The following is a 23,607-nucleotide window of genomic DNA, read 5'->3' as shown; positions in this document are numbered from 1 at the left end:
CTTGAGCAGTACCGCGATTGCGGGTTACCCAGGCCGAGCAGCGCCACGCAGAACGAATGGAGACCGACAATGAACGACACCGACACTACGAACCGGAAACTCGCCCAGGCCCCCGGCGCCATACCGATGCCGGGCCCTATCGGCGCCGAAATCATCGGCATCGACGCTGCGGGCGGTATCAGCGACGCCGAGGGCGAATTCATACGCCGGGCGCTGGACGAATACGGGGTGGTCGTATTGCGCGATCAACACCTGACGCCGCAGGACCAGGTCGGCTTCGCCGCGGCGCTGGGCAAGCTTCGCGTGTCCTTTTTCAAGGAACTGGCGGTTGCCGGCGCGCAAGAGCTCACGGTAGTCTCGAACATCGTGGAACATGGCAAGCCCATAGGCCTCATGGACGCCGGCGCGCTGTGGCACACGGACGGCTCATACCTGCCCAGGCCGGACATGTACACCGTTCTGTACGGACTGGAAATCCCCGAACGGGACGGCCAGCCCCTGGGCAACACGCTGTTCACCAGTACGGTCGCCGCCTACGAGGACCTGAGCGACGCAGAAAAACGCGCACTGCAAGGCAGGCAGGCGGTGCACAGCCTCGGCTACAACATGGACAAGAAACAGGCCGGAAATTTCCGGGCCTCGCCTCGCAACGCCGCAAAAAGCGCCGACATCCAGGATGTGCGGCACCCCGTCGTCCGGACTCACCCGCGTACCGGCAAACGCTGCCTGTATGTCACCGAAGGGCATACGAGGGAGATCGTGGATATGCCGGCCGAAGAAAGCGCAGCCACGCTGCAGCGCCTGTGCCGGCACATCACCCAGGAACAATACCGATACAGCCATTCCTGGCGGCGCGGAGACCTGCTAGTTTGGGACAATTGCGCAACCCAGCACCTGGCGGTGACGGACTATGGGGATATTCCCCGGCGACTGCACCGCGCCGGCATAGCGGGAGAGATTCCGGTTTGAACTCCGTTCCCTTTTCCGGCGGGACCGGCACGCCCCGGCTGGCCGTCCCGGCAGACGCCTGCGACTGCCACATGCACATCTTCGACGGCCGCCATCCATTTGCAGAGGGCGCGCCTGCCGTACCTCGAGCAGGGGTCGAAGACTACAAGCTGCTGCAGAAGCGCTTGGGCACTTCGCGAGCAGTCGTCGTGGCGCCGTCCATGTACGGCCTGGATAACCGGTGCACCATCGGAGCGACAGCCGCGCTGGGGCCGCAAGCCCGTTGCGTGGTGACACTAGGCGAGGACACGCCGGCGGCCGAGGTGTCCCGCCTGCATGCGCATGGCGCCAGGGGCTTTCGCTTCAATCTGTACCGCAGCAAGACCAACCGCATCGACACCTTGAGATCGATCGCCGAGCGGGTCGCGCCTTTTGGCTGGCATGCGCAGATCATGCTGGACGCGGACCAGTTGATCGACGGCGAGCCTCATTTGCGCGACCTGCCCATACCCGTCGTCCTGGACCACATGGCCAGGCTGCCGCAATCCGGAGGCCGCAGCCATCCCGCGTACGCCGTCATGCAGTCCCTGCTGGACAGAGGCAACACCTGGCTCAAGCTGTCGCTGGCCACCGCGGTGCGGCTGGTGGGCTCGCCCGCCGAGGCGGAATTGCATGTCCTGGCCAGATCATGGGTATCCCTTGCTCCCGAACGATTGCTGTGGGGCAGCGACTGGCCTCATGTCATGGCAACGCTGGAAAGCCGCCGCATGCCCGACGACGCGGCGCTGCTCGACTTCTTGCAGGACTGGGCGCCCGAGCCGGAGCTGCGGCGCCGGATCCTGGTGGACAACCCCGCAAAGCTCTACGGTTTCTGACACACAACAACCGCAAGCGACTCTTCCAGCGACTTCATGCATCGCGTACGGCTCGATAGCTGTAGATACATATAGATATCGCAAATATTGAAATCGCTAAATATTCCTATAAGTTTGATTCACCGCACCTTAGAATTCTTCATGCAGGGCTTGCGCACGCAGCGGGCTTTGCCGCACCGTACTGTTCCGATGCCAGAAGAATATGTCCATTCCTTCCGATATCTATGATTCCGCCCGTTTCGACGAGTTGCTTGCGCTGCTGCAGCAACTCGTCGGGCCGCTGCATTACGGTACCGTCGAACTGACTTTTCACCAGGGCAAATTGGTACAACTGGAAAAGAAGGAAAAACTGCGCGTGGCCGACACCAGGCCACGCAACTGATCTCTTTGCAGCCGCAAGGCCGCCCAATATCCGACTCTATTTATTCTGCTGACTGGACCACCGGAAGCCGAAGTTCCCACTTCCCACCGGAGGCTCCATGCACCACAGCTACACTCCCGACCGGGCGCCCGTTGCCGCGCGCCGCAGGGCTCTTGCGCATTTCCTGATCGGCGCTGCGCTCTCGCTGGCCGGCCTGGGCGGCGCCCACGCCGACACCACGCTGCTCAATGTCTCGTACGACCCGACCCGGGAACTGTATGCCGCCTACAACCCGGTGTTTGCCGCACACTGGAAGCAGGCCACCGGCGAAACCGTGACCATCAAGACCTCCAACGGCGGCTCGGGCAGCCAGTCGCGTGCGGTGATAGACGGGCTGGCCGCGGACGTAGTGACCCTGGCGCTGGCCTATGACATCGACGCCATCACCGACAAGACGGGCAAGATACCCAAGAACTGGCAAAGCCGCCTGCCCGACAACAGCGCTCCCTACACATCGACCATCGTGTTCCTGGTGCGCAAGGGCAACCCCAAGCACATACGCGACTGGGACGACCTGGTGCGCAAGGGCGTGCAGGTCATCGCGCCCAATCCCAAGACTTCGGGAGGCGCGCGCTGGAACTACCTGGCGGCCTGGGGCTACGAACTGAAGCAACAACTGGGCGACCTGGCGCTGCTGAAGGACCCGGCGGCCGGCCAACGGGTCGCCGCCGCCCAGGAAAAAGCCAAGGAATTCGTCGGCCGCCTGTACAAGAACGTGCCCGTGCTCGACTCGGGAGCACGCGGCTCGACCAATACTTTCGTCAAGCGCGGCATCGGCGATGTGCTGCTGTCCTGGGAAAATGAGGCGCTGCTGGCGAAATACCGGCTCAAGGGCGATTTCGACATTGTCGTACCCTCGATCAGCATCCTGGCCGAGCCGCCGGTCGCCGTGGTCGACGGCAATGCCGACAAGCACGGGGCGGGCAAGGTGGCGCGCGCCTACCTGGAATACCTGTACAGCCCCGCAGGCCAGAAAATCGCCGCCGCCAACTACTACCGGCCGCTGCACCCCGAATATGCCGACGCCAAGGACCTGGCCCTGCTTCCCAAAGTGCCGCTGTTCAAGCTGCAGGACGTGTTCGGCGACTGGCGCCAAGTACAGAAGACGCATTTCGCCGATGGCGGGATCTTCGACCAGATCTACCTGAAATGAAGTCGAATCCTGCACTGCCCGCCCCGGTCTTGCGACGGGCCGTTCCTGCGGCGCCGGCCAGGCGCCGGGGCACCTGCTCGGTGCTGCCGGGCTTCGGCCCCGCGCTCGGCTGCACGCTGGTCTACCTGAGCCTGGTGGTGCTCATACCCCTATCGGCGCTGGCGCTGAAGGCATTGCAGTTGACGCCCGCGCGCATCCTGGCGCTGCTGGATTCGCCTCGAGTGCTGGCGGCCTTCCGCGTCAGCCTGGGCTGCGCATTCGCCGCGGCGCTGATTGCCGCCGCGCTGGGCCTGCTCGTGGCCTGGGTCATGGTGCGCCAGGATTTTCCCGGCAGGAAGATCCTGGACGCGCTCATCGACCTGCCGTTCGCGCTGCCCACCGCCGTCGCAGGCATCGTCCTCACCACGCTTTACGCTCCCAATGGCTGGCTGGGCCGGTGGTTCGCCCCCTGGGGCATCAAGATCGCCTTTACTCCCCTGGGCATCGTGGCGGCGCTGATCTTCATCGGGCTGCCATTCGTGGTGCGCACCGTGCAGCCCATGCTGCAGGAGCTGGATCCCGCCCAGGAAGAAGCCGCCGCCAGCCTGGGCGCGGGGCGCGGCCACACATTCCTGCGGGTGGTCCTGCCGAACATCCTGCCGGCGCTGTTGACCGGCTTCGCGCTGGCGTTCGCGCGCGGCGTGGGGGAATACGGCTCGGTCATATTCATCGCCGGCAATATGCCCATGCATTCGGAAATCGTGCCCTTGCTGATCGTCACCCAATTGCAGCAATTCGACTACGGCAGCGCAACTGCCATCGCGCTGGCCATGCTGGCCGTGTCGTTCACCCTGCTGCTGCTGATCAATCTGCTGCAGGCCTGGGCGCGCCGCAACACGGGCAAGGAAGAGCGCCCATGAAAACATCCGCCGCAACCCGCGCCGCCACGGGCGCCGGGCAGTCCCGCTGGCCCGCTCGCATCCTGATTGCGGTCGCCGTGGGCGTGCTGCTGCTGTTCCTGGTGCTGCCGCTGCTGGCCGTACTGGAGCAGGCCTTCGAACAAGGCGCCGCCGCCTACTTCGCGGCCCTGGCCGATCCGGACGCCCTGTCGGCGCTGCGCCTGACGCTGCTGGTGGCGGCCATCGTGGTGCCGCTCAATACCTGTTTCGGCATCGCCGCCGCGTGGGCCGTCGCGCGTTTCCGCTTTCGCGGCCGCAGCCTGCTGATGACACTGATCGACCTGCCCTTTTCCATTTCCCCCGTGATCTCCGGCCTGATCTATGTGCTGATCTTCGGCGCGCAAGGCTGGTTCGGCCCCTGGCTGGACCGGCACGGCATCCATGTGCTGTTCGCCACGCCCGGCATTGTGCTGGCCACGCTGTTCGTGACCTTTCCCTTCGTGGCGCGGGAACTGATACCCCTGATGCAGGAGCAAGGCCGGGAAGAAGAAGAGGCTGCGCTCAGCCTCGGCGCCAGCGGCTGGACGATGTTCCTGAAGGTGACGCTGCCCAATATCAAATGGGGCCTGCTCTATGGCGTGCTGCTGTGCAATGCGCGCGCCATGGGCGAATTCGGCGCGGTGTCCGTGGTGTCAGGCCACATCCGCGGCCAGACCAACACCCTGCCTCTGCAAATCGAGCAGACCTACAACGAATACGACTTCACCGGCGCCTTCGCGATCGCATCCCTGTTGGCGCTGCTGGCCATCGTCACGCTGCTGGCCAAGACGGCACTGGAATGGCAGCAGGCGCGGCGCGGACGCGCCCGCGGTGCCCAGACCCGGGCGCGGGCCGGGCAATTGCATCAAGCTCGAGCACAGGTGCAGCCGCAACCCTAGCCATGGCCCGGGCAGCCATATACCCGAGGCCCAAAGCCCCGGGGAGCCCCATCAAATATCGCGAGAACACCATGAGCATAGAAATCCGCAACGTCGGCAAACGCTACGGCGACTACGCCGCGCTGGACCGCATCGACCTGGACATTCCCGAAGGCGAGCTGGTCGCGCTGCTCGGCCCCTCGGGCTGCGGCAAGACCACGCTGCTGCGCATCATTGCCGGCCTGGAGCAGCCCGACAGCGGCACCGTCGCCATCCACGGCGAGGACAAGACCGCCGAGCACGTGCGCAATCGCGGCATAGGCTTTGTGTTCCAGCACTATGCCCTGTTCCGCCATATGACGGTGTTCGAGAATGTCGCCTTCGGCTTGCGGGCCCGCCCGCGGCGCCGACGGCCCGACCCGGCCGCCATTCGCAGCAAAGTGACGCAACTGCTGGACCTGGTGCAACTGGGATGGCTGGCCGACCGCTATCCCGACCAGCTCTCCGGCGGCCAGCGCCAGCGCATCGCGTTGGCCCGCGCCCTGGCGGTGGAGCCGCGCGTGCTGCTGCTGGACGAGCCTTTCGGCGCGCTGGACGCCAATGTGCGCAAGGACCTGCGCCGCTGGCTGCGCGACCTGCACCGCAATCTGGATGTCACCAGCGTCTTCGTCACCCACGACCAGGAGGAAGCCATGGAAGTGGCGAACCGGGTGGTGGTCATGAACAAGGGCCGCATCGAGCAGGCAGGCTCTCCCTCCGAGGTCTACGACCGGCCGGCCACACCCTTCGTCTCGCGCTTCATCGGCAACGTCAATATCTTCCGGGGACGCGCGCGAGGAAACGATATCGACCTCGGCCACTGGCAATTGCCGGTGCGCCCCCCCGGCGGCCCGGAGCCGGTATCGGCCTTTGTGCGCCCGCACGACATACAACTGACGCGCAGTCCCGAACCCGGCCTGCCCGCGGTGGAAGTCGAGCACATGTTGCCGCTGGGCGCGCTGGTGCGCCTGGAGGTGCGCATGCCGCAGCAGGCCGGCGACAATCCCATACACGTCGAAATCCCGCGCCGCGACTACGATGCCCTGGAAATCGACAAGGGCGGCCCGCTGTTCCTGCGCGTGCTGCAGGGCCGGGTGTTTCCGGCGGCGGGCACGGCTTGAGCCGGCACCGGGCACATCCCCAACCGGCCCGGCCGGGAGGCACGGGCCGGCGCCCGCCGCCCTACTCCATCTTCGCGCCGGACAGCTTCACCAGTTCGCCGTAGCGGTCCACTTCCTCGGACATGAATTTGGCGAACTGTTCAGGGCTCTCGGCGGGCCCGACCTGCACGCCCATGGCTTCGAGCTTCTTGTGGATGTCGGGATCGGCCAGCACCAGGTTGATCTGCTTGTTCAATTCGGCCACCACAGGCGCCGGCGTGCCAGCGGGCGCGGCGATGCCGTACCAGGCCGACGCGTACATGCCCGGCACGCCGGCTTCGGCGAAGGTGGGCACATTGGGCAGTTCGGTCAGGCGCGTCTTGGACGCCACGGCCAGGGCCTTCAGGGCTCCGGCCTGCACCTGCGTGATCGAGCCGGTGTCGATCATGAAATCGAGGTGCTTGCTCAACAGGTCGCTGACCGCGGGGCCGCTGCCCTTGTAGGGAATGTGCGTGACCTGGATGCCGGTCAGGTGCACCAGCAGCGACGAGGCCAGGTGCTGCGAAGAACCGACGCCGGCCGAGCCGTAGTTCAGCTTGCCGGGATTCTTCTTGGCGTAGTGCAGGAATTCGGCCAGGTTGTTGAAGGGCGAGGATTTCGGCACCTCCAGCACATTGGGGATCGAGCCGATGTAGGCCACCGGCGCGAAGCTCTTTTTCGGGTCGAAGCCCAGGCGCGAATACAGGTGCGGATTGGCGGCATTGGTCGAGCTCGTCACCACCAGCAGCGTATAGCCGTCGGGCTTCTCGCGCACGAACGAGGCAGTGCCGATATTGCCGCCGGCGCCGGCCTTGTTGTTGACGACCACCGCCTGGCCGACGCGCTCGCTCAGGCCTTTGGCAATGAAGCGGCCGATGACGTCGGTCGCCCCGCCCGGCGCCCACGGCACCACCAACTGGATGGCATGGTCGGGGAATGCGGCAGCCTGGGCCATGCCGCAGCCCCCTGCCAATGCGCCGGCCAGAACGCCGGCCATCATATGTTTCCTGGTAAACGACATTTTCTTTCCTTCCCGGGTACGCATACCCTGTGCTTTATGAATCCGGTTTTTTCAGTGCGCCAAGGCCGCGTCTATCCAGCTATCGTCGTATTCGCCGCGGGCGATGCCGGCCAGGACAGCCTGTTCGTCGCGCATCTTGGCGCGAGCCAGGCCGCTGACCCGCTCGGCCTGCGCGGCCGGCACGAACACCACGCCGTCGCAGTCGCCGACGACGATGTCGCCCGCGGACACCACCACGCCGTCTATAGCCACCGGCTCGCCTATGACCCCCGGGCCGTTCTTGTAGGGCCCCTTGTGCGTGACGCCGCGGGCAAAGCAGGGAAACCGGTGTTCGGCGAATGCCGAGACATCGCGCACCGCGCCGTCGATGACATAGCCCACAGCGCCGCGCATGCGCGCCACCGACATCATGATTTCCCCGATCAGGGCGCGATCGACGCAGCCGCCGCCGTCGATCACCAGCACATCGCCGGCCCGGACTTGCCGCAGCGCCAGATGGATATATAGGTTATCGCCGGGGGCCACCTTGACGGGCAGCGCCCTGCCCACCAACTGGCCTTCGCCGTGCATGGGTTTCAAGGCGTGCGTGCCGCGCAGGCGATCCATATTGTCGCTGATGAGCGATGTCGCGACGCCGGAAAACAATTCTGCAAAATTCACTATCTATCCTGCCTGATCTAAAGAAAGCGGCCGATGGGCGCCCCCGTGTTCCGCCCCGCCTGGCCCGCGCATGGGCCAGACGCAACGCCAATGGGGCCCGTGGCCCGTGTTTCGCCGAAGTGCGTATTGTTGGACAAGCTACCTATTCCGTAAAATTAATTAAATTACAATTTATATATTCCATTAAAGAATATATTGCGGACACCGCCACACCCATGTTCACGTACAAGCAGCTCGAAGCGCTCTATTGGGTGGTCAAGCTCGGCACCTTCTCGGCGGCCGCGCAGAAGCTGTTCACCACGCAGTCGGCCGTCACCAAGCGGGTGCAGCAACTCGAAAGCATCTTCGATGTTCCCTTTTTCGTACGCGACGGCCGGCACAAGACATTGAGCCCGCAAGGGCAGGAAGTCTTCCACATCGCCGAAGAACTGCTGTCGCACCGCGAGCGCCTGGCGCGCGACTTCAAGCACCGCGCGCGCACCCACAAGAAGCTGGCGCTGGGCGTCACGGAAATCACCGCCATCACCTGGCTGCCCAACCTCATCGATCATCTGAAGAGCCGCTATCCCGAAATCCACGTCGACGCGGTGATCGGCATGTCGGGCGAGCTGCGGCAGATGCTGGCGGCCGGCAAGATCGACGTGGCCTTCATGCAGACCCGCTCGATGTCCAACGATTTCCAGGAAATCCCGCTGCGCTACCTGGACCTGATGTGGGTGGGCGGCAAGTCGCTGGATCCCGCCCGCGTCTACAGCGCCCGCGAAATCGCCGAGATGCCGCTGATCCGGCAAAGCAACGAATCGGCATTGAGCGAGATCTACGACACCTGGCTGTTGCCGTACAAGGCGGCCAGCAATATCTTCACCATCAACAACCTGATCGCCACCGCCAGCTTGAGCATGTCGGGCATAGGCATCAGTTGCATACCCCAGGAATACTTCATGCCCATGGTCGGCGCCCGGCGCCTGGTCAGGCTGCAGACGGCCAAGGCCGCGCCGCGCATCCTGTATTCGGCCTATTTCAAAAAGCAGGTCGACGACGACTTCCATACGAATATCGTGGAAATCGCCGCCCAGCATTGCGATTTTTCCAATACGGTGCTGGGCGCCGATTGAGCGTAGCGCCCGGCAAGAGGCGGCAGGCAAGCCACGGCGTGCAGCCGAGCTGCCGGCGAAAGGCCCGCGAAAACTCGGCAAACGGCCGCGACCCCGCCGCAAGCCAGACTTACATACAATGAAATCCGGCAGCGGCGCACGCGAGGACGCGCAGGCAAAGCAAGAACGAAACATACGCCGAGCACGACACGAATAACCGGACAGCATCCGCCAAGCGCTGCAAGGCGGAAAACACCGAGGAGACCCGACCATGCTGCAAGCCCGAGCCACCTATGAAGCCACCCGCGAGGCCTTCTCCTGGGCTATACCGGAACACTACAACATCGGCGTGGATGCCTGCGACAAATGGGCCGACGGCTCGGGCCGCCTGGCGCTGATCAGCGAAAAATCGCCGGGGGAACAAACGCACTACAGCTTCGACCAGCTCAAGCGCCTGTCGGACCAGTTCGCCAACGCGCTGCGCACGCATGGCGTAGGCCAGGGCGACCGCGTCGGCATTTTCCTGCCCCAGGCCCCCGAAACCGCCATCACCCACCTGGCCATCTACAAGCTCGGCGCCATCGCCGTGCCCCTGTTCACTCTGTTCGGCACCGAGGCCCTGCAGTTCCGCCTGGCCGACTCGCAAGCCCGCGCCCTGATCATTCATACCGAGGGCCGCACAAAACTGGCGGACATCCGTGCCGGCCTGCCCGAGCTGCGGACCCTCTTCGATATCGATGCGCAGCAGGCCGACGACGGCTTCCTGCCCTTCTGGCCGGAACTCGAACGCCAGTCGCCCGATTTCACGCCCGTGCGCACGCGGGCCGACGACCCGGCCGTCATCATCTACACCTCGGGCACCACCGGCAAGCCCAAGGGCGCGCTGCATGCCCATCGCGTGCTCCTGGGCCATTTGCCGGGCGTGGAGATGTCGCACAATTTCTTTCCCGACCGGGCAGCGCTGATGTGGACCCCCGCCGATTGGGCCTGGATCGGCGGCCTGCTCGACGTATTGCTGCCGTCCTGGCATCACGGGGTGCCCGTGCTGGCGCGCCGCTTCGGCAAATTCGATGCGCAGGCCGCCTACGAACTGATGTCGCGCCACGGCGTCACGCACACTTTCCTGCCGCCCACCGCGCTGAAGATGCTGCGCGGCATAGAAAACCCCGGCGCACGCTGGCCGCTGAAACTGGTATCGGTGGCCAGCGGCGGCGAATCGCTGGGCCTGGAGCTGATCGAATGGGGCCGTCGCAACCTGGGCCTGACCATCAATGAATTCTATGGGCAGACCGAGTGCAATATGATCGTCTCGTCCTGCTCGGCGCTGTTTCCCCCGCTGATCGGGTCCATGGGCAAGGCCGTGCCCGGCCACGCGGTGGAGATCGTCGACGACGACGGCCAACCAGTACCGGACGGCGCCGAAGGCAATATCGGGGTCCGCGCCCCCGACCCGGTGATGTTCCTGAATTACTGGAACAACCCTGGCGCCACGCGCGAGAAATTCGCCGGCAGCTTCCTGATCACGGGCGATCGCGGCATGCGCGACGAGGCCGGGTTCCTCCGCTTCGTGGGCCGCAACGACGATGTCATCACCAGCGCCGGCTACCGCATCGGGCCGGGCCCCATCGAGGACTGCCTGCTGGGCCACCCGGCTGTGAAGATGGCGGCCGTGGTCGGCGTGCCCGACCCGCAGCGCACCGAGATCGTCAAGGCCTACATCGTGCTCAACGAAGGCTACCGCGGCGACGACGAACTGGTACGCGATATCCAGGAGCACGTCCGGCGCCGGGCCGCGGCGCATGAATATCCGCGCCAGGTCAGCTTCGTGGACTCGCTGCCCATGACCGCCACGGGCAAGATCATCCGCAAGCAGTTGCGCGATGCCGCGCGTTGAGACGCCCGAACACCTATTGGGGAACCCGATGAAATTCCGACTGCGCCAGATGGAGGTCTTCCGCGCCGTCATGCTGACCGGCTCCATCAATGGCGCCTCCAAGCTGCTGTTCACCTCGCAGCCGGCCATCAGCCGCATCGTCGCGCACACCGAGCAGACCCTGGGCCTGAAGCTGTTCAACCGGGTCAAGGGCAAGCTGGTCCCGACTCCCGAAGGCGAAGCCTTGTTCCAGGAAGTCGAGGACTTCTACCAACACGCCTTGCGCGTCGACGAGTTTTCCCGCAATCTCGCCGCCGGCCCCTCGGGCGTGTTGCGCGTATCGGCAAGCCCATGCCTGAGCAAGGGCCTGGTGTCGCGCGCCATCACGCAGTTCCAGCAGCGCTACCCGAAGATACGCATGCATTTCCATTCGACGCTGCTGGCCGACATGGCCCAGGAAGTGCTCAGCAACAAGGTCGACCTGGCCGTCTCGGTGCTGCCGCTGGAACATTCCAATCTCGTCGCGTTCCCTTTCGACGAGGGGCGCATGGTGTGCGTGGTTCCCAAGGGCCACGAACTATGCCGCAAGAAAAGCGTAAGCATCGAGGACCTGTCGCGCTACCCCATCATCGCGCACGACCCGGGCATCGCCTTCGGCCAGTTGGTGGCCACCGCCTTCAAAAAAGCCAATGTGTCGATCAAGACGCGCGTCGACATTCACCAGACCGACGTGGCCTGTTCTCTAGTTCGCGCCGGCGCGGGCATCGCCATGGTGGACGAGTTCACGGTGGACGGCCTGGCCTGGGAAGACCTGCGCGTGCTGCCGCTGCGCGAAGAAATCAAGCTGACGCCCAGCATCGTGCGCTCCAGGTTCGACAACGGCCACACCCATGCCGACAAGTTCATCGAAGTCCTGATCCAGCAGGCGCAACAGGACGGGGAGCGCCGGGTCCGGCAGGCGCGAACCCGGCAGGCCGGCACTTAACATGAAGGCATAACCGATCTTCAAATCGGCAATGGACGGTCGGTCCTCGCACGCCTTAGCATGCGAATCGACAACCGTGCATCGTCGAACGATGCGTCATCGGCCCTCTGGAGGTGGCTTACGCAATGAAGATTGGATTGATCGGCGCCGGCAATATCGGCCAGCATTTCGGGACACGCCTATTGGCCCACGGGCACGAGTTGCTGGTGCATGACCGCAGCGCGGCCGCGCAACAGCGCCTGGCCGAAAAAGGCGCAAGCATCGCGGCGAGCGCACGCGAACTCGCATCGCAGGTCGAGATAGTGCTGCTGTGCCTGCCCATGCCCCGCATCGTCGCCGATGTGGCCGCGGAAGTGGCGCAAGGCAGCGCCGTGAAAATCGTGGTGGACCTGTCCACTACCGGGCCTTCGGTCACGCAGGAAGTCGACGCCCTGCTGCATGGGCGCGGCATCGCGCTGATCGGCGCGCCGGTCAGCGGCGGCACGGTCGCGGCCGAGAAAGGCACGCTGTCCGTGATGCCGGCGGGCCCCGAAGCAGCCTTCCGCACCGTAGAGCCGCTGTTGCGCATACTCGGCAAGAACATCTTCTACCTGGGCGCCGACCCCAGCCTGGGCCAGACGATGAAGATCATCAACAACACGCTTTACGCCACCAGCATGATCGCAAGCTGCGAAGCCCTGGTATACGGCGCCAAGGCCGGCCTGGACGCCAAGACCATGCTGGACGTGATCAATGTATCGAGCGGCCGCTCGTTCGCCACGCTCGAACGCATTCCCCAATGCGTGCTGGATCGCAGTTTCCCGACCCGGTTCACCACGGAACTGCTGCACAAGGACGTGGCCATGTGCCTGGACGAGGCCATCAAGCTCGGGGTGCCCATGCAGGTAAACCCAGCGGCGCGCCAGTTCCTCGCCTTTGCCATCACCCAGGGCGACGGGAACAAGGACAACGTCTACACCATCCGCCATATCGAGCAATGGGCCGGAGCCCAGTTCGGGGAAAAACCGGCCTGACCGGGCCGCGCGCTGCCTGAACGCCCTGCACCCGCGAACCACGCGACGCGAAACCGCCCGGCATAGCCGGCCGGAACGCGGCGCCGGCCCGAAGCGCGGTCCGGCGTGCCTGCGTCCCGAGACTCAAGCAGCCATCGCCGGGGCTCTTCGGCCCTGCAAGGCAACTCTTTCTCCTTATTCCGTCAATCGTCTTTACTGGAGCATTTCATGTCCCTGATCAAAATCCGCAAGAAGCTGCTCAATATCGAAAGCATCTATCACGAAGGGGGCCCGGCGCGCAGCGAGCCCATCAAGGCGGGGTCTATCGCCGTGGTGATTCAAAACCCGTACGCGGGCAAATACGTCGAAGACCTGTCGGAACTGGTCAAGGATTCCACGGAAATGGCCATGGAAATCGTTCCCGAGCTGATCGATGCGCTGGGAGGCGCCGACAAGATCCAGGCCTACGGCAAGGGCGCCATCGTCGGGCTGAACGGCGAACTGGAGCATGGGGCAATCTGGCATATAGGCGGCGGCTACCCGATGCGCAAGCACCTGCCCAAGGCGAAATCCATCGTGCCGGCCGCCAAAGTGGTCGCCTCCGCCGGCACGCGGCTGCAGATCCCCCTGCATCACATCGAGGCGTGCTACGTGCGCAGCCATTTCAGCACGATAGACGTGGGCGTGATCGACGGCCCTCGCCCCGACGAACTCTTGTATGCGCTGGCAATGTCGACCGGGACCCGGGTCCACGAGCGGCTGGGCGGCCTGCGCGTCGACGAGATCAAGGTCGGCGACGGCCAGCGCTGAAGCGGGCGACGCAAATACCGGCGCCGCCCGGCGACAAGGGACGGGCGGCGCAAGGCTTACACCCTTGGGCAGAAAAGGAGACAAAACGATGAAGCTGTCCTCGCTATTGAAGGGCCTGCTGGCAGGCCTGCTGTTGTCCACCGGCGCGGCCCACGCAGCGGCGTGGCCCGACCACCCGCTGACGCTGGTGATTCCATTTGCCGCCGGCGGCAGCACCGACTCCACCGGCCGCCTGCTTGCGCAGAAGCTCGGCCAGGAACTCGGGGAACAGGTAGTTGTCGACAACCGGGCGGGCGCAGGCGGCAATATCGGCAGCGCCTTCGTGGCGAAGGCCCGTCCCGACGGCTACACGCTGCTGCTGGCCACCAGCACGATCGCCACCAACGTGTCGCTGTACAAGAACATGGGATTCGACCTGCGCAAGGATCTGGTGCCGGTGTCCCAAGTCGCGCTGATTCCGAACGTATTGGTGGTCAACACGCAGTTTCCCGCCAAGACACTCAAGGAATTCGTCAGCTACGTGCAGCAAAAGAAAGGCCCTGTCGATTACGGATCTGCCGGCAACGGCAGTTCGCAGCACTTGTCGGGCGCACTGTTCAACCATATGGCGGGCGGGGCGATGATGCATGTGCCCTACAAAGGCGGAGCGCCTGCCAATCTCGACCTGCTGGCGGGCAGGATCCAGGCGGTGTTCGCGCCGCTGGTGGAGGTCTTGCCCTACATCCAGGGCGGGAAACTGCGGGCGCTTGCGGTTACCACCAAGCAGCGATCCACCCGTCTGCCCGAGGTGCCCGCCGTGGACGAAGTCCTGCCCGGTTACGACGTGACGCTGTGGAACGGCGTGTTCGCGCCGGCCGGCACGCCGCCGGCGGTGGTCGAGAAGATCGCGGCCGCCGTGCATAAAATCACCCAGGATCCACAGGTGCGCAAGATTCTCGCCGAGCAAGGAACCATTCCCGTGGGCAGTTCGCCGGCGGACTTCAAGAAGCTGCTGGGCAGCGAGATCGACAAATGGGGCAAGATGGTCAAGATTTCGGGCGCAAAAGTGAACTGAACGGGGCCGAAGCCCGCGGGCCGGCGCCGGCTGCCGGCAAAGCCTGGAGACAAAGCGGGCCCAAGGTTTCTACAATGCCATGACGAGGCACGGCTCGCTGCGCGGGCCGATGCCCTTGTATTTTTCATATCGACGACAGCCTTCTCCATTCACATTCCACATACGCTATTTCGCAAGATGAAACCCCTGCTCCTGGTTCTGGTTTTCCTGTCCGAAGAACACCGCGCACTGGTGTCCGAAAGCTTCGAGATGCTCTACGCGCCCAATGAAAACCTGGGCGCGGACCGCAGCAACGGCGCCGCCCAGATCGCCGCGCGCGGCCCGGAAATACGCACGGTCCTGACCAACGGCACCAACGGCCTGTATGCCGCCGAGATCGCGGCCATGCCGAAACTCGAACTCATATGCACCGTGGGCGTAGGCCACGAGAATGTCGACCTGAAGGCCGCCAGCGCCCGCGGCATTCCCGTATGCAACGCCGCCGGCACCAATGACGAAGCCGTGGCGGACCATGCCATGACCATACTGCTGGCCGCGATCCGCCGGCTTCCGTTTCTCAACAATGGCGTGCGCCGCGGCCTGTGGCGCGACGATATTCCGCGGCCGCCGCACGTGTCGGGGCGCAAAATGGGGATCTTCGGCCTCGGCGCCATCGGCAAGAAGATAGCCACGCGCGCCATGGCCTTCGACATGCAGATCGGCTACCACAGCCGCACACGCCGCGACGAAACCGGCTATCTCTGGTTCGACGATATCCTGGGCCTGGCGTCGTGGTGCGATTTCCTGGTGATCTCCGCCCCCGGCGGCAAGGAAACCTACCATGTCGTGGACAAGACGGTACTCAATGCCCTGGGGCCGCAAGGCGTCGTGGTGAACATCTCGCGCGGCACGCTCGTCGACACACTGGCGGTGGCCGACGCATTGCGCGACCAGCGCATCTGGGCCGCGGCGCTCGACGTCTACGAGAACGAGCCCACGCCGCCTGCTCCCCTGCTCGAATTCGAGAACGCGATATTGACTCCCCACGTGGGCGGCATCTCGCCGCAGGCTATCCACGCCTCCGTGCTGCGTTTTCTCGAGAACGCCGAGCGGCATTTCGCCGGCCTGCCGCTGCTGACCCTGGTGAACAAAGAACTGCAGGCGGCAGGCGCCTGAGCCTGGCCGCGCTCCGGCGGCGGCCGGGTTCAGGATCCGGGAGCCGGGGGCCGGCATATTTTGTCGACAGAATTCGGGTTTTAAAAAATTCGAATACAATAAAACTTGAATTATGTCGACAAAATAGCCGTCAGCACCCTTGCGGGCGGCTCGCAACCACCAGCGAGATCCTCACTTGAATTCCGAGCACGCCCCCACCGACGCCCGCCGCGAACTGGCAGTCGGAGACCAGTCCTATCAGTTCTACAGCCTGCCCGCCCTGCAACAGGCGGGGCGCGTCGACCTCGCACGCCTGCCCTACTGCCTGCGCGTGCTGGCCGAGAACGTGCTGCGCAATATCGGCCGCAACGACGTGGCCAACACCGACCTGCAGCGCCTACTGGCCTGGCGCGCGGACGCGCCCGACACCATAGAAGTGCCCTTCCATCCGGCCCGCGTGCTGATGCAGGACTACACCGGCATCCCCACGCTGGCCGACCTCGCCGCCTTGCGCGACGGCATGGCGGCGCTGGGACGCAAGCCCGACCGCATCAGCCCGCAGATCCCCGTCGACCTCGTCATAGACCATTCGCTCATCGTCGACCAGGCGGGCCATGCGGGCGCGCTGGCCTACAACCTGCAGCGCGAGTTCGAACGCAATGCCGAACGCTACAAGCTGGCCAAATGGGCCACGCAGGCCTTGCCGGGCCTGCGCGTGGTACCACCCGGCAGCGGCATCCTGCACCAGATCAATATCGAGCACATTGCCAAGGTGGTGCGCGTCGAAGAACGGGACGGCGTACAAGTGGCGTTTCCCGACACCATGGTCGGCACCGACAGCCACAGCACCATGGTCAACGGCATAGGCGTGCTGGGCTGGGGCGTGGGCGGCATCGAGGCCGAAGCCGCCATGCTCGGCCTGCCGGTGGTCGTGCCCCTGCGCCGTGTGGTGGGCGTGCGCCTGCAAGGCGCGCTGCGCGCCGGCGTCACCGCCACCGACCTGGTACTGACCCTGACCGAACGCCTGCGCGCCTTCAAAGTCGTGGATTCGCTGGTGGAATTCCACGGCCCGGCGCTGGACCGCCTGGCCGTGACCGACCGCGTCACCATCGCCAATATGGCGCCCGAATATGGCTCGACCTGTGCCTTCTTCCCGGTGGACGCGGCGACGCTGAGCTATCTCGCCACCACCGGCCGCGAGGCGCAGCAGATCGATCTGGTGCGCGCCTACGCCCAGGCCCAGGGCCTGTGGCGCGACGCCGGCACGCCCGCGCCCGAGTACAGCGCCGTGCTGGAATTCGACCTGGACGACGTTCGCCCCTGCGTAGCCGGCCCGCGCCGCCCGCAAGACCGGGTCGACCTGGGCGCCGTGCCCGACAACTTCAAGCAGTCCTTCGGCAAGCAGGCCCGCCCCGCGTCCGGCCCGCGCCTGGAAGACGGGGCGGTGGTGCTGGCCGCCATCACCAGTTGCACCAACACATCCAACCCCAGCGTCATGCTGGCCGCCGGGCTGCTGGCCCGCAAGGCCCGAGAACGCGGGCTGCGCGCCCAGCCCTGGGTCAAGACTTCGCTCACGCCCGGCTCGCAAGTGGTGGCCGCCTACCTGCAGGCCAGCGGCCTGCAGAGCGACCTGGACGCGCTGGGCTTCCAGGTCGCGGGCTTTGGCTGCGCCAGTTGCGGCGGCAATTCGGGCCGTCTCGATCCGGACATCGAACGCCAGATCGGCGAGGGCGAACTGGTGGCCAGCGCCGTGCTGTCGGGCAATCGCAATTTCGAGGCCCGCGTGCATCCGCTGGCGCGCGCCAATTACCTGATGTCGCCGCCCCTGGTGGTGGCCTACGCCCTGGCCGGCAGCGTGGCCCTGGACCTCGAGCACGAGCCCCTGGGCACGGACCAGGCCGGACGGCCGGTGTACCTGCGCGACATCTGGCCGGACGACGCGGAAATCCAGGCGCTGGCCGCCAGCCTGATCGACGCGGACATGTTCCTCTCCCGCTACGCCGGCCTGTTCCAGGGCAGCGAGCAATGGCAGCGGCTGGAAGCGGCCTCTTGCGCCCAATTCCCCTGGGATCCGGACAGCACTTATATTCGCCGCCCGCCCTATCTGGACGATTACCGGCCCGACCCGGTTCCACCCGCCGACATCGCCGGCGCGCGCCTGCTGCTGATGCTGGGCGACAGCACCACCACCGACCACATCTCGCCGGTGGGCGATATTGCACAGGATGCCCCCGCCGGACGTTTCCTGCGCGAACGCGGCGTGCAGCCCCGCGACTTCAATGCCTACGGCTCGCGCCGCTCCAACCACGAAATCATGGTGCGCGGCACCTTCGCCAATATCCGCCTGCGCAACGAACTGGTGCCGGGCGTGGAAGGCGGCATGACGCGCCACCTGCCCGACGGCCCGGTGCTGTCGGTGTTCGACGCGGCCGAACGCTATGCCGGACAGGGCGTGCCGCTGCTGGTCGTGGCCGGCAAGGAATACGGCACCGGCTCCTCGCGCGACTGGGCGGCCAAAGGCACGCTGCTGCTGGGCGTGCGCGCCGTCATCGCCGAGAGCTTCGAGCGCATCCACCGCTCCAACCTGATCATGATGGGCGTGCTGCCCCTGCAGTTCGCGGCCGGCACGACGCGCGCCACGCTGGGGCTGGACGGCAGCGAGACCTTCGACATCGAGGGACTGGCCGAGCAGGTCGCGCCCGGCTCCACCGTGCGGCTGCAGATCCGCCGCGCCAACGGCAAGACCGAAAACGTCGATCTGCAATGCCGCATCGACACGGCCAACGAACTGCAAGTGTGGGCCTCGGGCGGCATGATGCCCTTCGTGCTGCGGCGCCTGGCGCAAGACGCGCCGGTCGCGGCGGCCCGCTGAGGCGCGGCCGGAACCCGGAACCGACAAGGAAACCGCATATGGAACAACTCGCCATCGATGCCGTCTACATGCGCGGCGGCACCAGCCGCGCGCTGATCTTCAAGGAAAGCGACCTGCCCTCGTCGCAGCAGGAACGCGACGCGATCTTCCTGGCCGCCACGGGCAGCCCCGATCCCAACGGCCGCCAGCTCGACGGCATGGGCGGCGGCCTGTCGTCGCTGTCCAAGATCGCCATCGTCGGCCCTTCGGCCCGGCCCGATGCCGACGTGGACTATACCTTCGGGCAAGTGGCGATCGACAGCCCCGTGGTGCAGTACAAGGGCAATTGCGGCAATATTTCCTCGGCCATCGGCCCTTATGCGGTCGACGAGGGCATGGTCGCCGCCGCCGAAGGCAGCGCCACGGTACGCATCCATAACACCAATACCGGCAAGATCATCGTCGCCCAGTTCGAGGTGCGCGGCGGCCGCGCCGCGGTCGACGGCGACTTCGTCCTCGAAGGCGTGGCCGGCAGCGCGGCGCCGGTGCGCCTCGCTTTCCAGAGCCCTGGCGGCGCTGCCACCGGCCGGCTGCTGCCCACCGGCCACGTGCGGGAACACCTGGACGTGCCCGGCTTGGGCCCGGTCGAAGCCTCCATGGTCGATCTGGCCAATCCTGTGGTGTTCGTGGCCGCCGCCGCTTTCGGGCTGCGCGGCACCGAACTGCCCGCCGATCTGGAAGCGCATCCGGGCCTGCTCGAGCGATGCGAATCGCTGCGCGTGGCTGCCGCCCTCGCCATGGGACTGGTCGACAAAGAAGAAACCGCGCGCACCGTCATGAAGAACCTGCCGCAGGTCTGCCTGCTGTCCCCCGCGCAGGACAGCCTCACGCTGGACGGTTCGACCCTGGCCGCCGGCAGCGTGCACATCACGGCCCGCATGCTCTCGGCCGGCCAGCCGCACCGCGCCATACCGCTGACCGGGGGCATGTGCCTGGCCGGCGCCATGCGCATTCCGGGCTCGGTCGCCGCGCAACTGGCGACCCTGGACGCGGATGCCGGCGCAGATCTGCTGATCGGCCATCCCTCGGGACGGCTGCGGGTGGCGGCGCGGGTGAGCCAGAACGACGGCCTGTCCGAAGTCGAGGAAGCGGTGGTCTATCGCAGCGCCCGGCGCCTCATGGAAGGCCGCGTGCTGGTTCCCGCCAGCCGCATGCCTGCCCGACTGGCGGAAGCACAAACGACAAAGGCCTCCAATGCGCGGACGCACGATGCACCGGCCCGCCAGGCTGCGGGCGATGGCCGCCGCGACGCCACGGGAGCTGCGCATGAGCGCTCTTGAACCGGGCCAGGACACCGAAGAGCCGGGCCGCGACGGCGCCGCCGGCGACTGGCAGCCGGTGGCCGACAATGTGCTCGAGCAACTGAGCCGCGCGATCGTCCAGGGCGAACTGGCGCCCGGCGCCAAGATCAGCGAACCGGAGGTCGCGCGCCGCCTCGGCATCAGCCGCGCCCCGCTGCGCGAGGCCATGCGCCGCCTGGAAGAACGCAAGCTGGTGACTCGCGCGCCGCGCCTGGGCGCGCGGGTAGTGGTCTTGTCGCCCGAGCGGATCCAGCAGATATTCATGCTGCGCGAGGCCATCGAAGGCATGGCCGCCCGCGAAGCCGCAAGCCATATTTCCGACGAGGACCTCGGGCGGCTGCGCGCGCAACTGATGCAGCAGAAGACGCGCTCGGAACAGATCGGCGCGGTCGCCTACCTGACGCGGGAACTGGACACCGATTTCCACGCCACCATCGTGCGCGCCAGCCGCAACGAGTTCCTGGTCAAGTTCCTGTGCGACGACTATGGGCCGCTGATCGAGATGTGCCGCCAGCGCCAGCGCAGCATGCCGGAACGCGCGCAGCGCGCGTGGCTGGAACACATGCGCATCGTCGAGGCGCTGGAGGAACGCGACCCCGACCTGGCCGAGATCATGATGCGCAAGCACATCGCTGCGGCGCGCCGCAGCCTGCAGGCGCAAGCGGCCACGGCAACGCCCGCGAAAAAAAGCCGCGGGACTGTGCGCCGCTGAGCCTGCGTCAAGACTGCGCGTGGGGGCCGAATTTCATCTCGGCCAGCACGGCGGCAAGAATCAGGCCGCCGATCACAGTGAAGTGCTCGAACACCAGCATCATGTCGAGGAAGCTCGCCAGGCCGTCGAGCTTCCAGAACTGGTGCGCTATCGGTATGGTCAGCAGCGTGAACACCACCAGCATGCCCGCCCCCAGCCAGGCCAGGCGGCGCCCGAAGATCACCAGCGCCGAGCCGCCCAGTTGCACGATGATCACCAGCGCCGCATAGGCCGCCGGCGGCCGGAGCCCGAACTGCGCCATCTCGGCCTGGGCTTGCGTAAAGCCGAACAGCTTGGTGAAGCCGCTGGCCCAGTAAATGAACGTGAGCATCGCCATGCCCACGTAGAACAAGCCGCGCGAACGCAGCAGTTTGACGATGAATATCGGTGCCATGTTGCTCTCCCCCTTGTGCTTATTCTTAGATAATCCGCCCTCCATGGGCATGCGACTGCGTGCTCTCCCGCTGTCCGAGGCTTCCACTTCGCCGCCCTCCAGCCCCTCATGCGAAGAGCGAATGCACGCATGATCGTAATAGTGTTTCACACTAGTGTCGAGCAGCTGAGCTGCGGAGGTCGCACCGCAAGTCGCCGTCTCCGCTTGCACGGCATCCAGGATCGGAAGCCGGTACATGGAGGCAGTTGTTCCCTTATGCACAAAAAGGGGGACAGGTGGATCCCTCAAGTATTAAATATATCTGACCATCGATTTCCTTGACAATATCAAATACTATTCAGATAATTAACATGGCAATGAATTAACACACCCACGGCCATGCACTGGCCGTAAAAGGAGACATCATCATGCCTGCCAATACCCAACCCTCCTCGGTAGCAACCATCAAAATCGAGCGTATCAACGGCAATATCGGGGCCATCCTGCATAATGTGGAGCTAAGCAGGCCTCAGAGTGAAGCTGAATTCGCGGTGATTCACCAAGCCTTGATGGATCACGGGGTCATCGTGATGCGCAACCAGAAGATCACGTTGCAACAGCAGATGGACTTTGCACGCCGCTTCGGCGAATTGTCGATCCATCCCTTTTCCCCGAACCTCGACGATAAGCGCGAGGTCATCGTATTGGACTACAGCGCGGATAATCCTCCCGCACTCACTGACCAATGGCATGCCGACGAGACCTTCCGCAAAAATCCGCCAATGGGCACGATTCTGAGAGCCAAGGTAGTGCCGGAATATGGCGGCGATACCCTATTTTCGAGTATGGCCGCCGCGTATACCGGTTTGTCCGAACGCATGAAGCGGTACATCCATAGCCTTGAAGCCTTGCATGACTTCAAGCCCTGGAGGCCGCTATTCACAACTTCGGAGAAGCATCAACAGAAACTGCGCGAACTCGAACGCGAGTATCCCAATCCCTGGCATCCAGTCGTGCGCGTACACCCCGTTACGAAGCGTAGGATCCTCAATGTCAACGCGCAATTCACGGTAAAGCTGCGAGACCTGAAGACCGATGAAAGCGACATGATACTCAACTACCTGTATAGCCGAGCCGCTATTCCAGAATACCAATTGCGCGTCAAATGGGAGCCCGATACCGTAGTAATGTGGGACAATCGCACGGTTCAACATTACGCACCTCACGACTACTACCCGCAACGTCGCACCATGGAGCGCATTACGGTGGCCGGGGACGACGTCGTTGGCGTCAGTGGGCCCTATACGCCGGAGACCACCGCTCCGCTGCCGAATGGCGAGCAAGCACTGCAGAACTCCATGCGTCCGCGCCCGATCCGCGAATTCGAACGCTAAGGGGGCGGACCATGCCTTCCGTCCGATTTACGCGGCGCACCCTATTGGCCAGCGCAGGCGTTTTCATGCTGGCCGGCCCGATAGCCCGCGGTGCCGTTAGACACTATCCAGGCCGGCCCGTCACCATCGTAGTGCCATTTCCGCCCGGAGGACTCACTGACGAGTTGGGGCGCCTCATTGCCGACCAGTTATCCGCACAGACCAAGCAATCCTTCATCGTCGAAAACAAGCCTGGCGCCGGGACGCTACTGGCGGCACAGCAAGTGGCCCATAGCAAGCCCGATGGCTATACCTTAATGGTCGCCACAACTACAACGCTAAGTATCTCGCCTACGCTGTACAAGCACACCAAGTTCAAGCCCGATCAATTGACGGGCGTGGCGATGTGTTAGCGCCGGAGTAATACTGACCCGCTGCGTCGGAGTAAAAGTGACCCACCTGGGCAATGATGGTGGCTTTGGCCGCCGCAATGTTGACTCAGGAGCAAGCAGTGGAGATCAAGGTATTGGCACGTCGCGGGGTAGGCATCCGCGAGATAGCCAAACAGATGGGGTGTTCACGTAACACCGTCAGGCGGTACCTGCGCGAAGCGCAAACACAGCAGTATGGGCCGCGGCAGGCCAGGCCGACTAAGCTGGACCCATACAAGGACTACCTTCGGAGTCGGGTCGAGGCGGCGCGGCCGCACTGGATCCCGGCTGTGGTGTTGCACCGGGAGATCCAAGAGCAGGGTTATCTGGGCGGTCTGACCCAGCTTAAGGTCTTCATCAACGGCCTGCGCGCTCAGCCGGCCGACTCGCCGGTCGTTCGTTTTGAGACGCCGCCTGGTCAGCAGATGCAAGCCGACTTCACCCATATCCGGCGCGGCCGTGATCCGTTGCTGG

The 23,607-nt window shown here is 64.9% G+C and carries 23 protein-coding genes; 20 read left to right on the top strand and 3 right to left on the bottom strand.

Going from position 1 to position 23,607, the window contains the following annotated elements; all coding sequences use genetic code 11:
• Window positions 1-69 precede the first annotated feature (69 nt).
• The 7 genes from KVP10_RS20260 to KVP10_RS20230 all read left to right on the top strand — a co-directional run bounded on the left by KVP10_RS20260 (window position 70) and on the right by KVP10_RS20230 (window position 6,352).
• On the top strand, window positions 70-969 hold the full coding sequence (locus tag KVP10_RS20260; protein ID WP_217966569.1) for a TauD/TfdA dioxygenase family protein: 900 nt from the start codon (window positions 70-72) through the stop codon (window positions 967-969).
• Window positions 966-1,823: an amidohydrolase family protein gene (locus tag KVP10_RS20255; protein WP_217966568.1), complete on the top strand. Its 858-nt coding sequence runs from the start codon at window positions 966-968 to the stop codon at window positions 1,821-1,823. The genes KVP10_RS20260 and KVP10_RS20255 overlap by 4 nt, the downstream gene beginning before the upstream one ends.
• Before the next feature lie 202 nt (window positions 1,824-2,025).
• Window positions 2,026-2,205 (top strand): YezD family protein, encoded by a 180-nt coding sequence (locus KVP10_RS20250; RefSeq protein WP_217966567.1) that lies wholly within the window; start codon window positions 2,026-2,028, stop codon window positions 2,203-2,205.
• Window positions 2,206-2,302: 97 nt separating this feature from the next.
• Window positions 2,303-3,397, top strand: a complete 1,095-nt coding sequence (locus KVP10_RS20245) for a sulfate ABC transporter substrate-binding protein (protein WP_217966566.1) — start codon at window positions 2,303-2,305, stop codon at window positions 3,395-3,397.
• The gene (gene cysT, locus KVP10_RS20240) at window positions 3,394-4,296 is read left to right on the top strand and encodes a sulfate ABC transporter permease subunit CysT (protein WP_217966565.1); all 903 of its coding nucleotides are present in this window, start codon (window positions 3,394-3,396) and stop codon (window positions 4,294-4,296) included. Before KVP10_RS20245 ends, cysT begins: the two co-directional genes overlap by 4 nt.
• Complete coding sequence (gene cysW / locus KVP10_RS20235; protein WP_217966564.1) at window positions 4,293-5,213, top strand: sulfate ABC transporter permease subunit CysW; 921 nt, start codon at window positions 4,293-4,295, stop codon at window positions 5,211-5,213. Before cysT ends, cysW begins: the two co-directional genes overlap by 4 nt.
• 71 nt (window positions 5,214-5,284) lie before the next feature.
• A complete protein-coding gene (locus KVP10_RS20230) occupies window positions 5,285-6,352 on the top strand; it encodes a sulfate/molybdate ABC transporter ATP-binding protein (protein WP_217966563.1) in 1,068 nt (355 codons plus the stop codon).
• Window positions 6,353-6,413: 61 nt separating this feature from the next.
• Here the strand turns inward: KVP10_RS20230 and KVP10_RS20225 are convergent, their stop codons facing one another.
• Complete coding sequence (locus KVP10_RS20225; protein ID WP_246600882.1) at window positions 6,414-7,370, bottom strand: Bug family tripartite tricarboxylate transporter substrate binding protein; 957 nt, start codon at window positions 7,368-7,370, stop codon at window positions 6,414-6,416.
• Window positions 7,371-7,442: 72 nt separating this feature from the next.
• Complete coding sequence (locus KVP10_RS20220; protein WP_343218781.1) at window positions 7,443-8,051, bottom strand: RraA family protein; 609 nt, start codon at window positions 8,049-8,051, stop codon at window positions 7,443-7,445.
• Window positions 8,052-8,266: 215 nt separating this feature from the next.
• On the opposite strand from KVP10_RS20220, the gene KVP10_RS20215 reads away from it, so the two are divergent.
• The 10 genes from KVP10_RS20215 (at window position 8,267) to KVP10_RS20170 (ending at window position 20,917) form a co-directional block, all read left to right on the top strand.
• Complete coding sequence (locus tag KVP10_RS20215; RefSeq protein WP_217966561.1) at window positions 8,267-9,166, top strand: LysR family transcriptional regulator; 900 nt, start codon at window positions 8,267-8,269, stop codon at window positions 9,164-9,166.
• Between the two features lie 250 nt (window positions 9,167-9,416).
• A complete protein-coding gene (locus tag KVP10_RS20210; RefSeq protein WP_217966560.1) occupies window positions 9,417-11,039 on the top strand; it encodes an acyl-CoA synthetase in 1,623 nt (540 codons plus the stop codon).
• Window positions 11,040-11,067: 28 nt separating this feature from the next.
• Window positions 11,068-12,003 carry a LysR family transcriptional regulator gene (locus KVP10_RS20205; RefSeq protein WP_217966559.1) on the top strand — a complete coding sequence of 312 codons (936 nt, stop codon included), beginning with the start codon at window positions 11,068-11,070 and terminating at the stop codon, window positions 12,001-12,003.
• Window positions 12,004-12,128: 125 nt separating this feature from the next.
• The gene (locus KVP10_RS20200; RefSeq protein ID WP_217966558.1) at window positions 12,129-13,016 is read left to right on the top strand and encodes an NAD(P)-dependent oxidoreductase; all 888 of its coding nucleotides are present in this window, start codon (window positions 12,129-12,131) and stop codon (window positions 13,014-13,016) included.
• Window positions 13,017-13,223: 207 nt separating this feature from the next.
• Window positions 13,224-13,805 (top strand): amino acid synthesis family protein, encoded by a 582-nt coding sequence (locus KVP10_RS20195; RefSeq protein WP_217966557.1) that lies wholly within the window; start codon window positions 13,224-13,226, stop codon window positions 13,803-13,805.
• A gap of 88 nt (window positions 13,806-13,893) precedes the next feature.
• Entirely contained in the window at window positions 13,894-14,859 is a 966-nt protein-coding gene (locus tag KVP10_RS20190) for a tripartite tricarboxylate transporter substrate binding protein (RefSeq protein ID WP_217966556.1), read from the top strand.
• Window positions 14,860-15,036: 177 nt separating this feature from the next.
• Window positions 15,037-16,014 carry a 2-hydroxyacid dehydrogenase gene (locus tag KVP10_RS20185; RefSeq protein ID WP_217966555.1) on the top strand — a complete coding sequence of 326 codons (978 nt, stop codon included), beginning with the start codon at window positions 15,037-15,039 and terminating at the stop codon, window positions 16,012-16,014.
• A gap of 175 nt (window positions 16,015-16,189) precedes the next feature.
• Entirely contained in the window at window positions 16,190-18,865 is a 2,676-nt protein-coding gene (gene acnA, locus KVP10_RS20180) for an aconitate hydratase AcnA (protein WP_217966554.1), read from the top strand.
• 38 nt (window positions 18,866-18,903) lie between these two features.
• A complete protein-coding gene (locus KVP10_RS20175; RefSeq protein ID WP_217966553.1) occupies window positions 18,904-20,184 on the top strand; it encodes a 2-methylaconitate cis-trans isomerase PrpF family protein in 1,281 nt (426 codons plus the stop codon).
• Window positions 20,171-20,917 carry a GntR family transcriptional regulator gene (locus tag KVP10_RS20170; RefSeq protein WP_217966552.1) on the top strand — a complete coding sequence of 249 codons (747 nt, stop codon included), beginning with the start codon at window positions 20,171-20,173 and terminating at the stop codon, window positions 20,915-20,917. The genes KVP10_RS20175 and KVP10_RS20170 overlap by 14 nt, the downstream gene beginning before the upstream one ends.
• Before the next feature lie 7 nt (window positions 20,918-20,924).
• On the opposite strand, the gene KVP10_RS20165 is transcribed toward KVP10_RS20170, so the two are convergent.
• Window positions 20,925-21,350, bottom strand: a complete 426-nt coding sequence (locus KVP10_RS20165) for a DoxX family protein (protein ID WP_217966551.1) — start codon at window positions 21,348-21,350, stop codon at window positions 20,925-20,927.
• A gap of 407 nt (window positions 21,351-21,757) precedes the next feature.
• Between KVP10_RS20165 and KVP10_RS20160 the strand changes: the two genes are divergently transcribed.
• The 3 genes from KVP10_RS20160 to KVP10_RS20150 all read left to right on the top strand — a co-directional run.
• Entirely contained in the window at window positions 21,758-22,723 is a 966-nt protein-coding gene (locus tag KVP10_RS20160; protein WP_217966550.1) for a TauD/TfdA dioxygenase family protein, read from the top strand.
• Between the two features lie 11 nt (window positions 22,724-22,734).
• A complete protein-coding gene (locus KVP10_RS20155; RefSeq protein WP_217966549.1) occupies window positions 22,735-23,115 on the top strand; it encodes a Bug family tripartite tricarboxylate transporter substrate binding protein in 381 nt (126 codons plus the stop codon).
• 77 nt (window positions 23,116-23,192) lie between these two features.
• A partial coding sequence (locus KVP10_RS20150; RefSeq protein WP_217966610.1) for a helix-turn-helix domain-containing protein occupies window positions 23,193-23,607 on the top strand: 415 nt, incomplete at its 3' end.

The sequence above is a fragment of the Candidimonas humi genome, assembly GCF_019166065.1.
GTDB classification, from domain to species: Bacteria; Pseudomonadota; Gammaproteobacteria; order Burkholderiales; family Burkholderiaceae_B; genus Candidimonas; species Candidimonas humi.
Note: the sequence above shows the minus strand (reverse complement) of the source record. Positions and strands in the feature narration are given on the sequence as shown.

What these genes read in the sequence shown, in the direction of transcription:
- KVP10_RS20260 (WP_217966569.1), top strand. Translation starts at nt 70, where the DNA reads ATGAACGACACCGACACTACGAACCGGAAACTCGCCCAGGCCCCCGGC.
- KVP10_RS20250 (WP_217966567.1), top strand. Translation starts at nt 2,026, where the DNA reads ATGTCCATTCCTTCCGATATCTATGATTCCGCCCGTTTCGACGAGTTG.
- KVP10_RS20245 (WP_217966566.1), top strand. Translation starts at nt 2,303, where the DNA reads ATGCACCACAGCTACACTCCCGACCGGGCGCCCGTTGCCGCGCGCCGC.
- cysT (WP_217966565.1), top strand. Translation starts at nt 3,394, where the DNA reads ATGAAGTCGAATCCTGCACTGCCCGCCCCGGTCTTGCGACGGGCCGTT.
- cysW (WP_217966564.1), top strand. Translation starts at nt 4,293, where the DNA reads ATGAAAACATCCGCCGCAACCCGCGCCGCCACGGGCGCCGGGCAGTCC.
- KVP10_RS20230 (WP_217966563.1), top strand. Translation starts at nt 5,285, where the DNA reads ATGAGCATAGAAATCCGCAACGTCGGCAAACGCTACGGCGACTACGCC.
- KVP10_RS20225 (WP_246600882.1), bottom strand. Translation starts at nt 7,370, where the DNA reads ATGATGGCCGGCGTTCTGGCCGGCGCATTGGCAGGGGGCTGCGGCATG.
- KVP10_RS20215 (WP_217966561.1), top strand. Translation starts at nt 8,267, where the DNA reads ATGTTCACGTACAAGCAGCTCGAAGCGCTCTATTGGGTGGTCAAGCTC.
- KVP10_RS20210 (WP_217966560.1), top strand. Translation starts at nt 9,417, where the DNA reads ATGCTGCAAGCCCGAGCCACCTATGAAGCCACCCGCGAGGCCTTCTCC.
- KVP10_RS20205 (WP_217966559.1), top strand. Translation starts at nt 11,068, where the DNA reads ATGAAATTCCGACTGCGCCAGATGGAGGTCTTCCGCGCCGTCATGCTG.
- KVP10_RS20200 (WP_217966558.1), top strand. Translation starts at nt 12,129, where the DNA reads ATGAAGATTGGATTGATCGGCGCCGGCAATATCGGCCAGCATTTCGGG.
- KVP10_RS20195 (WP_217966557.1), top strand. Translation starts at nt 13,224, where the DNA reads ATGTCCCTGATCAAAATCCGCAAGAAGCTGCTCAATATCGAAAGCATC.
- KVP10_RS20190 (WP_217966556.1), top strand. Translation starts at nt 13,894, where the DNA reads ATGAAGCTGTCCTCGCTATTGAAGGGCCTGCTGGCAGGCCTGCTGTTG.
- KVP10_RS20185 (WP_217966555.1), top strand. Translation starts at nt 15,037, where the DNA reads ATGAAACCCCTGCTCCTGGTTCTGGTTTTCCTGTCCGAAGAACACCGC.
- KVP10_RS20175 (WP_217966553.1), top strand. Translation starts at nt 18,904, where the DNA reads ATGGAACAACTCGCCATCGATGCCGTCTACATGCGCGGCGGCACCAGC.
- KVP10_RS20170 (WP_217966552.1), top strand. Translation starts at nt 20,171, where the DNA reads ATGAGCGCTCTTGAACCGGGCCAGGACACCGAAGAGCCGGGCCGCGAC.
- KVP10_RS20165 (WP_217966551.1), bottom strand. Translation starts at nt 21,350, where the DNA reads ATGGCACCGATATTCATCGTCAAACTGCTGCGTTCGCGCGGCTTGTTC.
- KVP10_RS20160 (WP_217966550.1), top strand. Translation starts at nt 21,758, where the DNA reads ATGCCTGCCAATACCCAACCCTCCTCGGTAGCAACCATCAAAATCGAG.
- KVP10_RS20155 (WP_217966549.1), top strand. Translation starts at nt 22,735, where the DNA reads ATGCCTTCCGTCCGATTTACGCGGCGCACCCTATTGGCCAGCGCAGGC.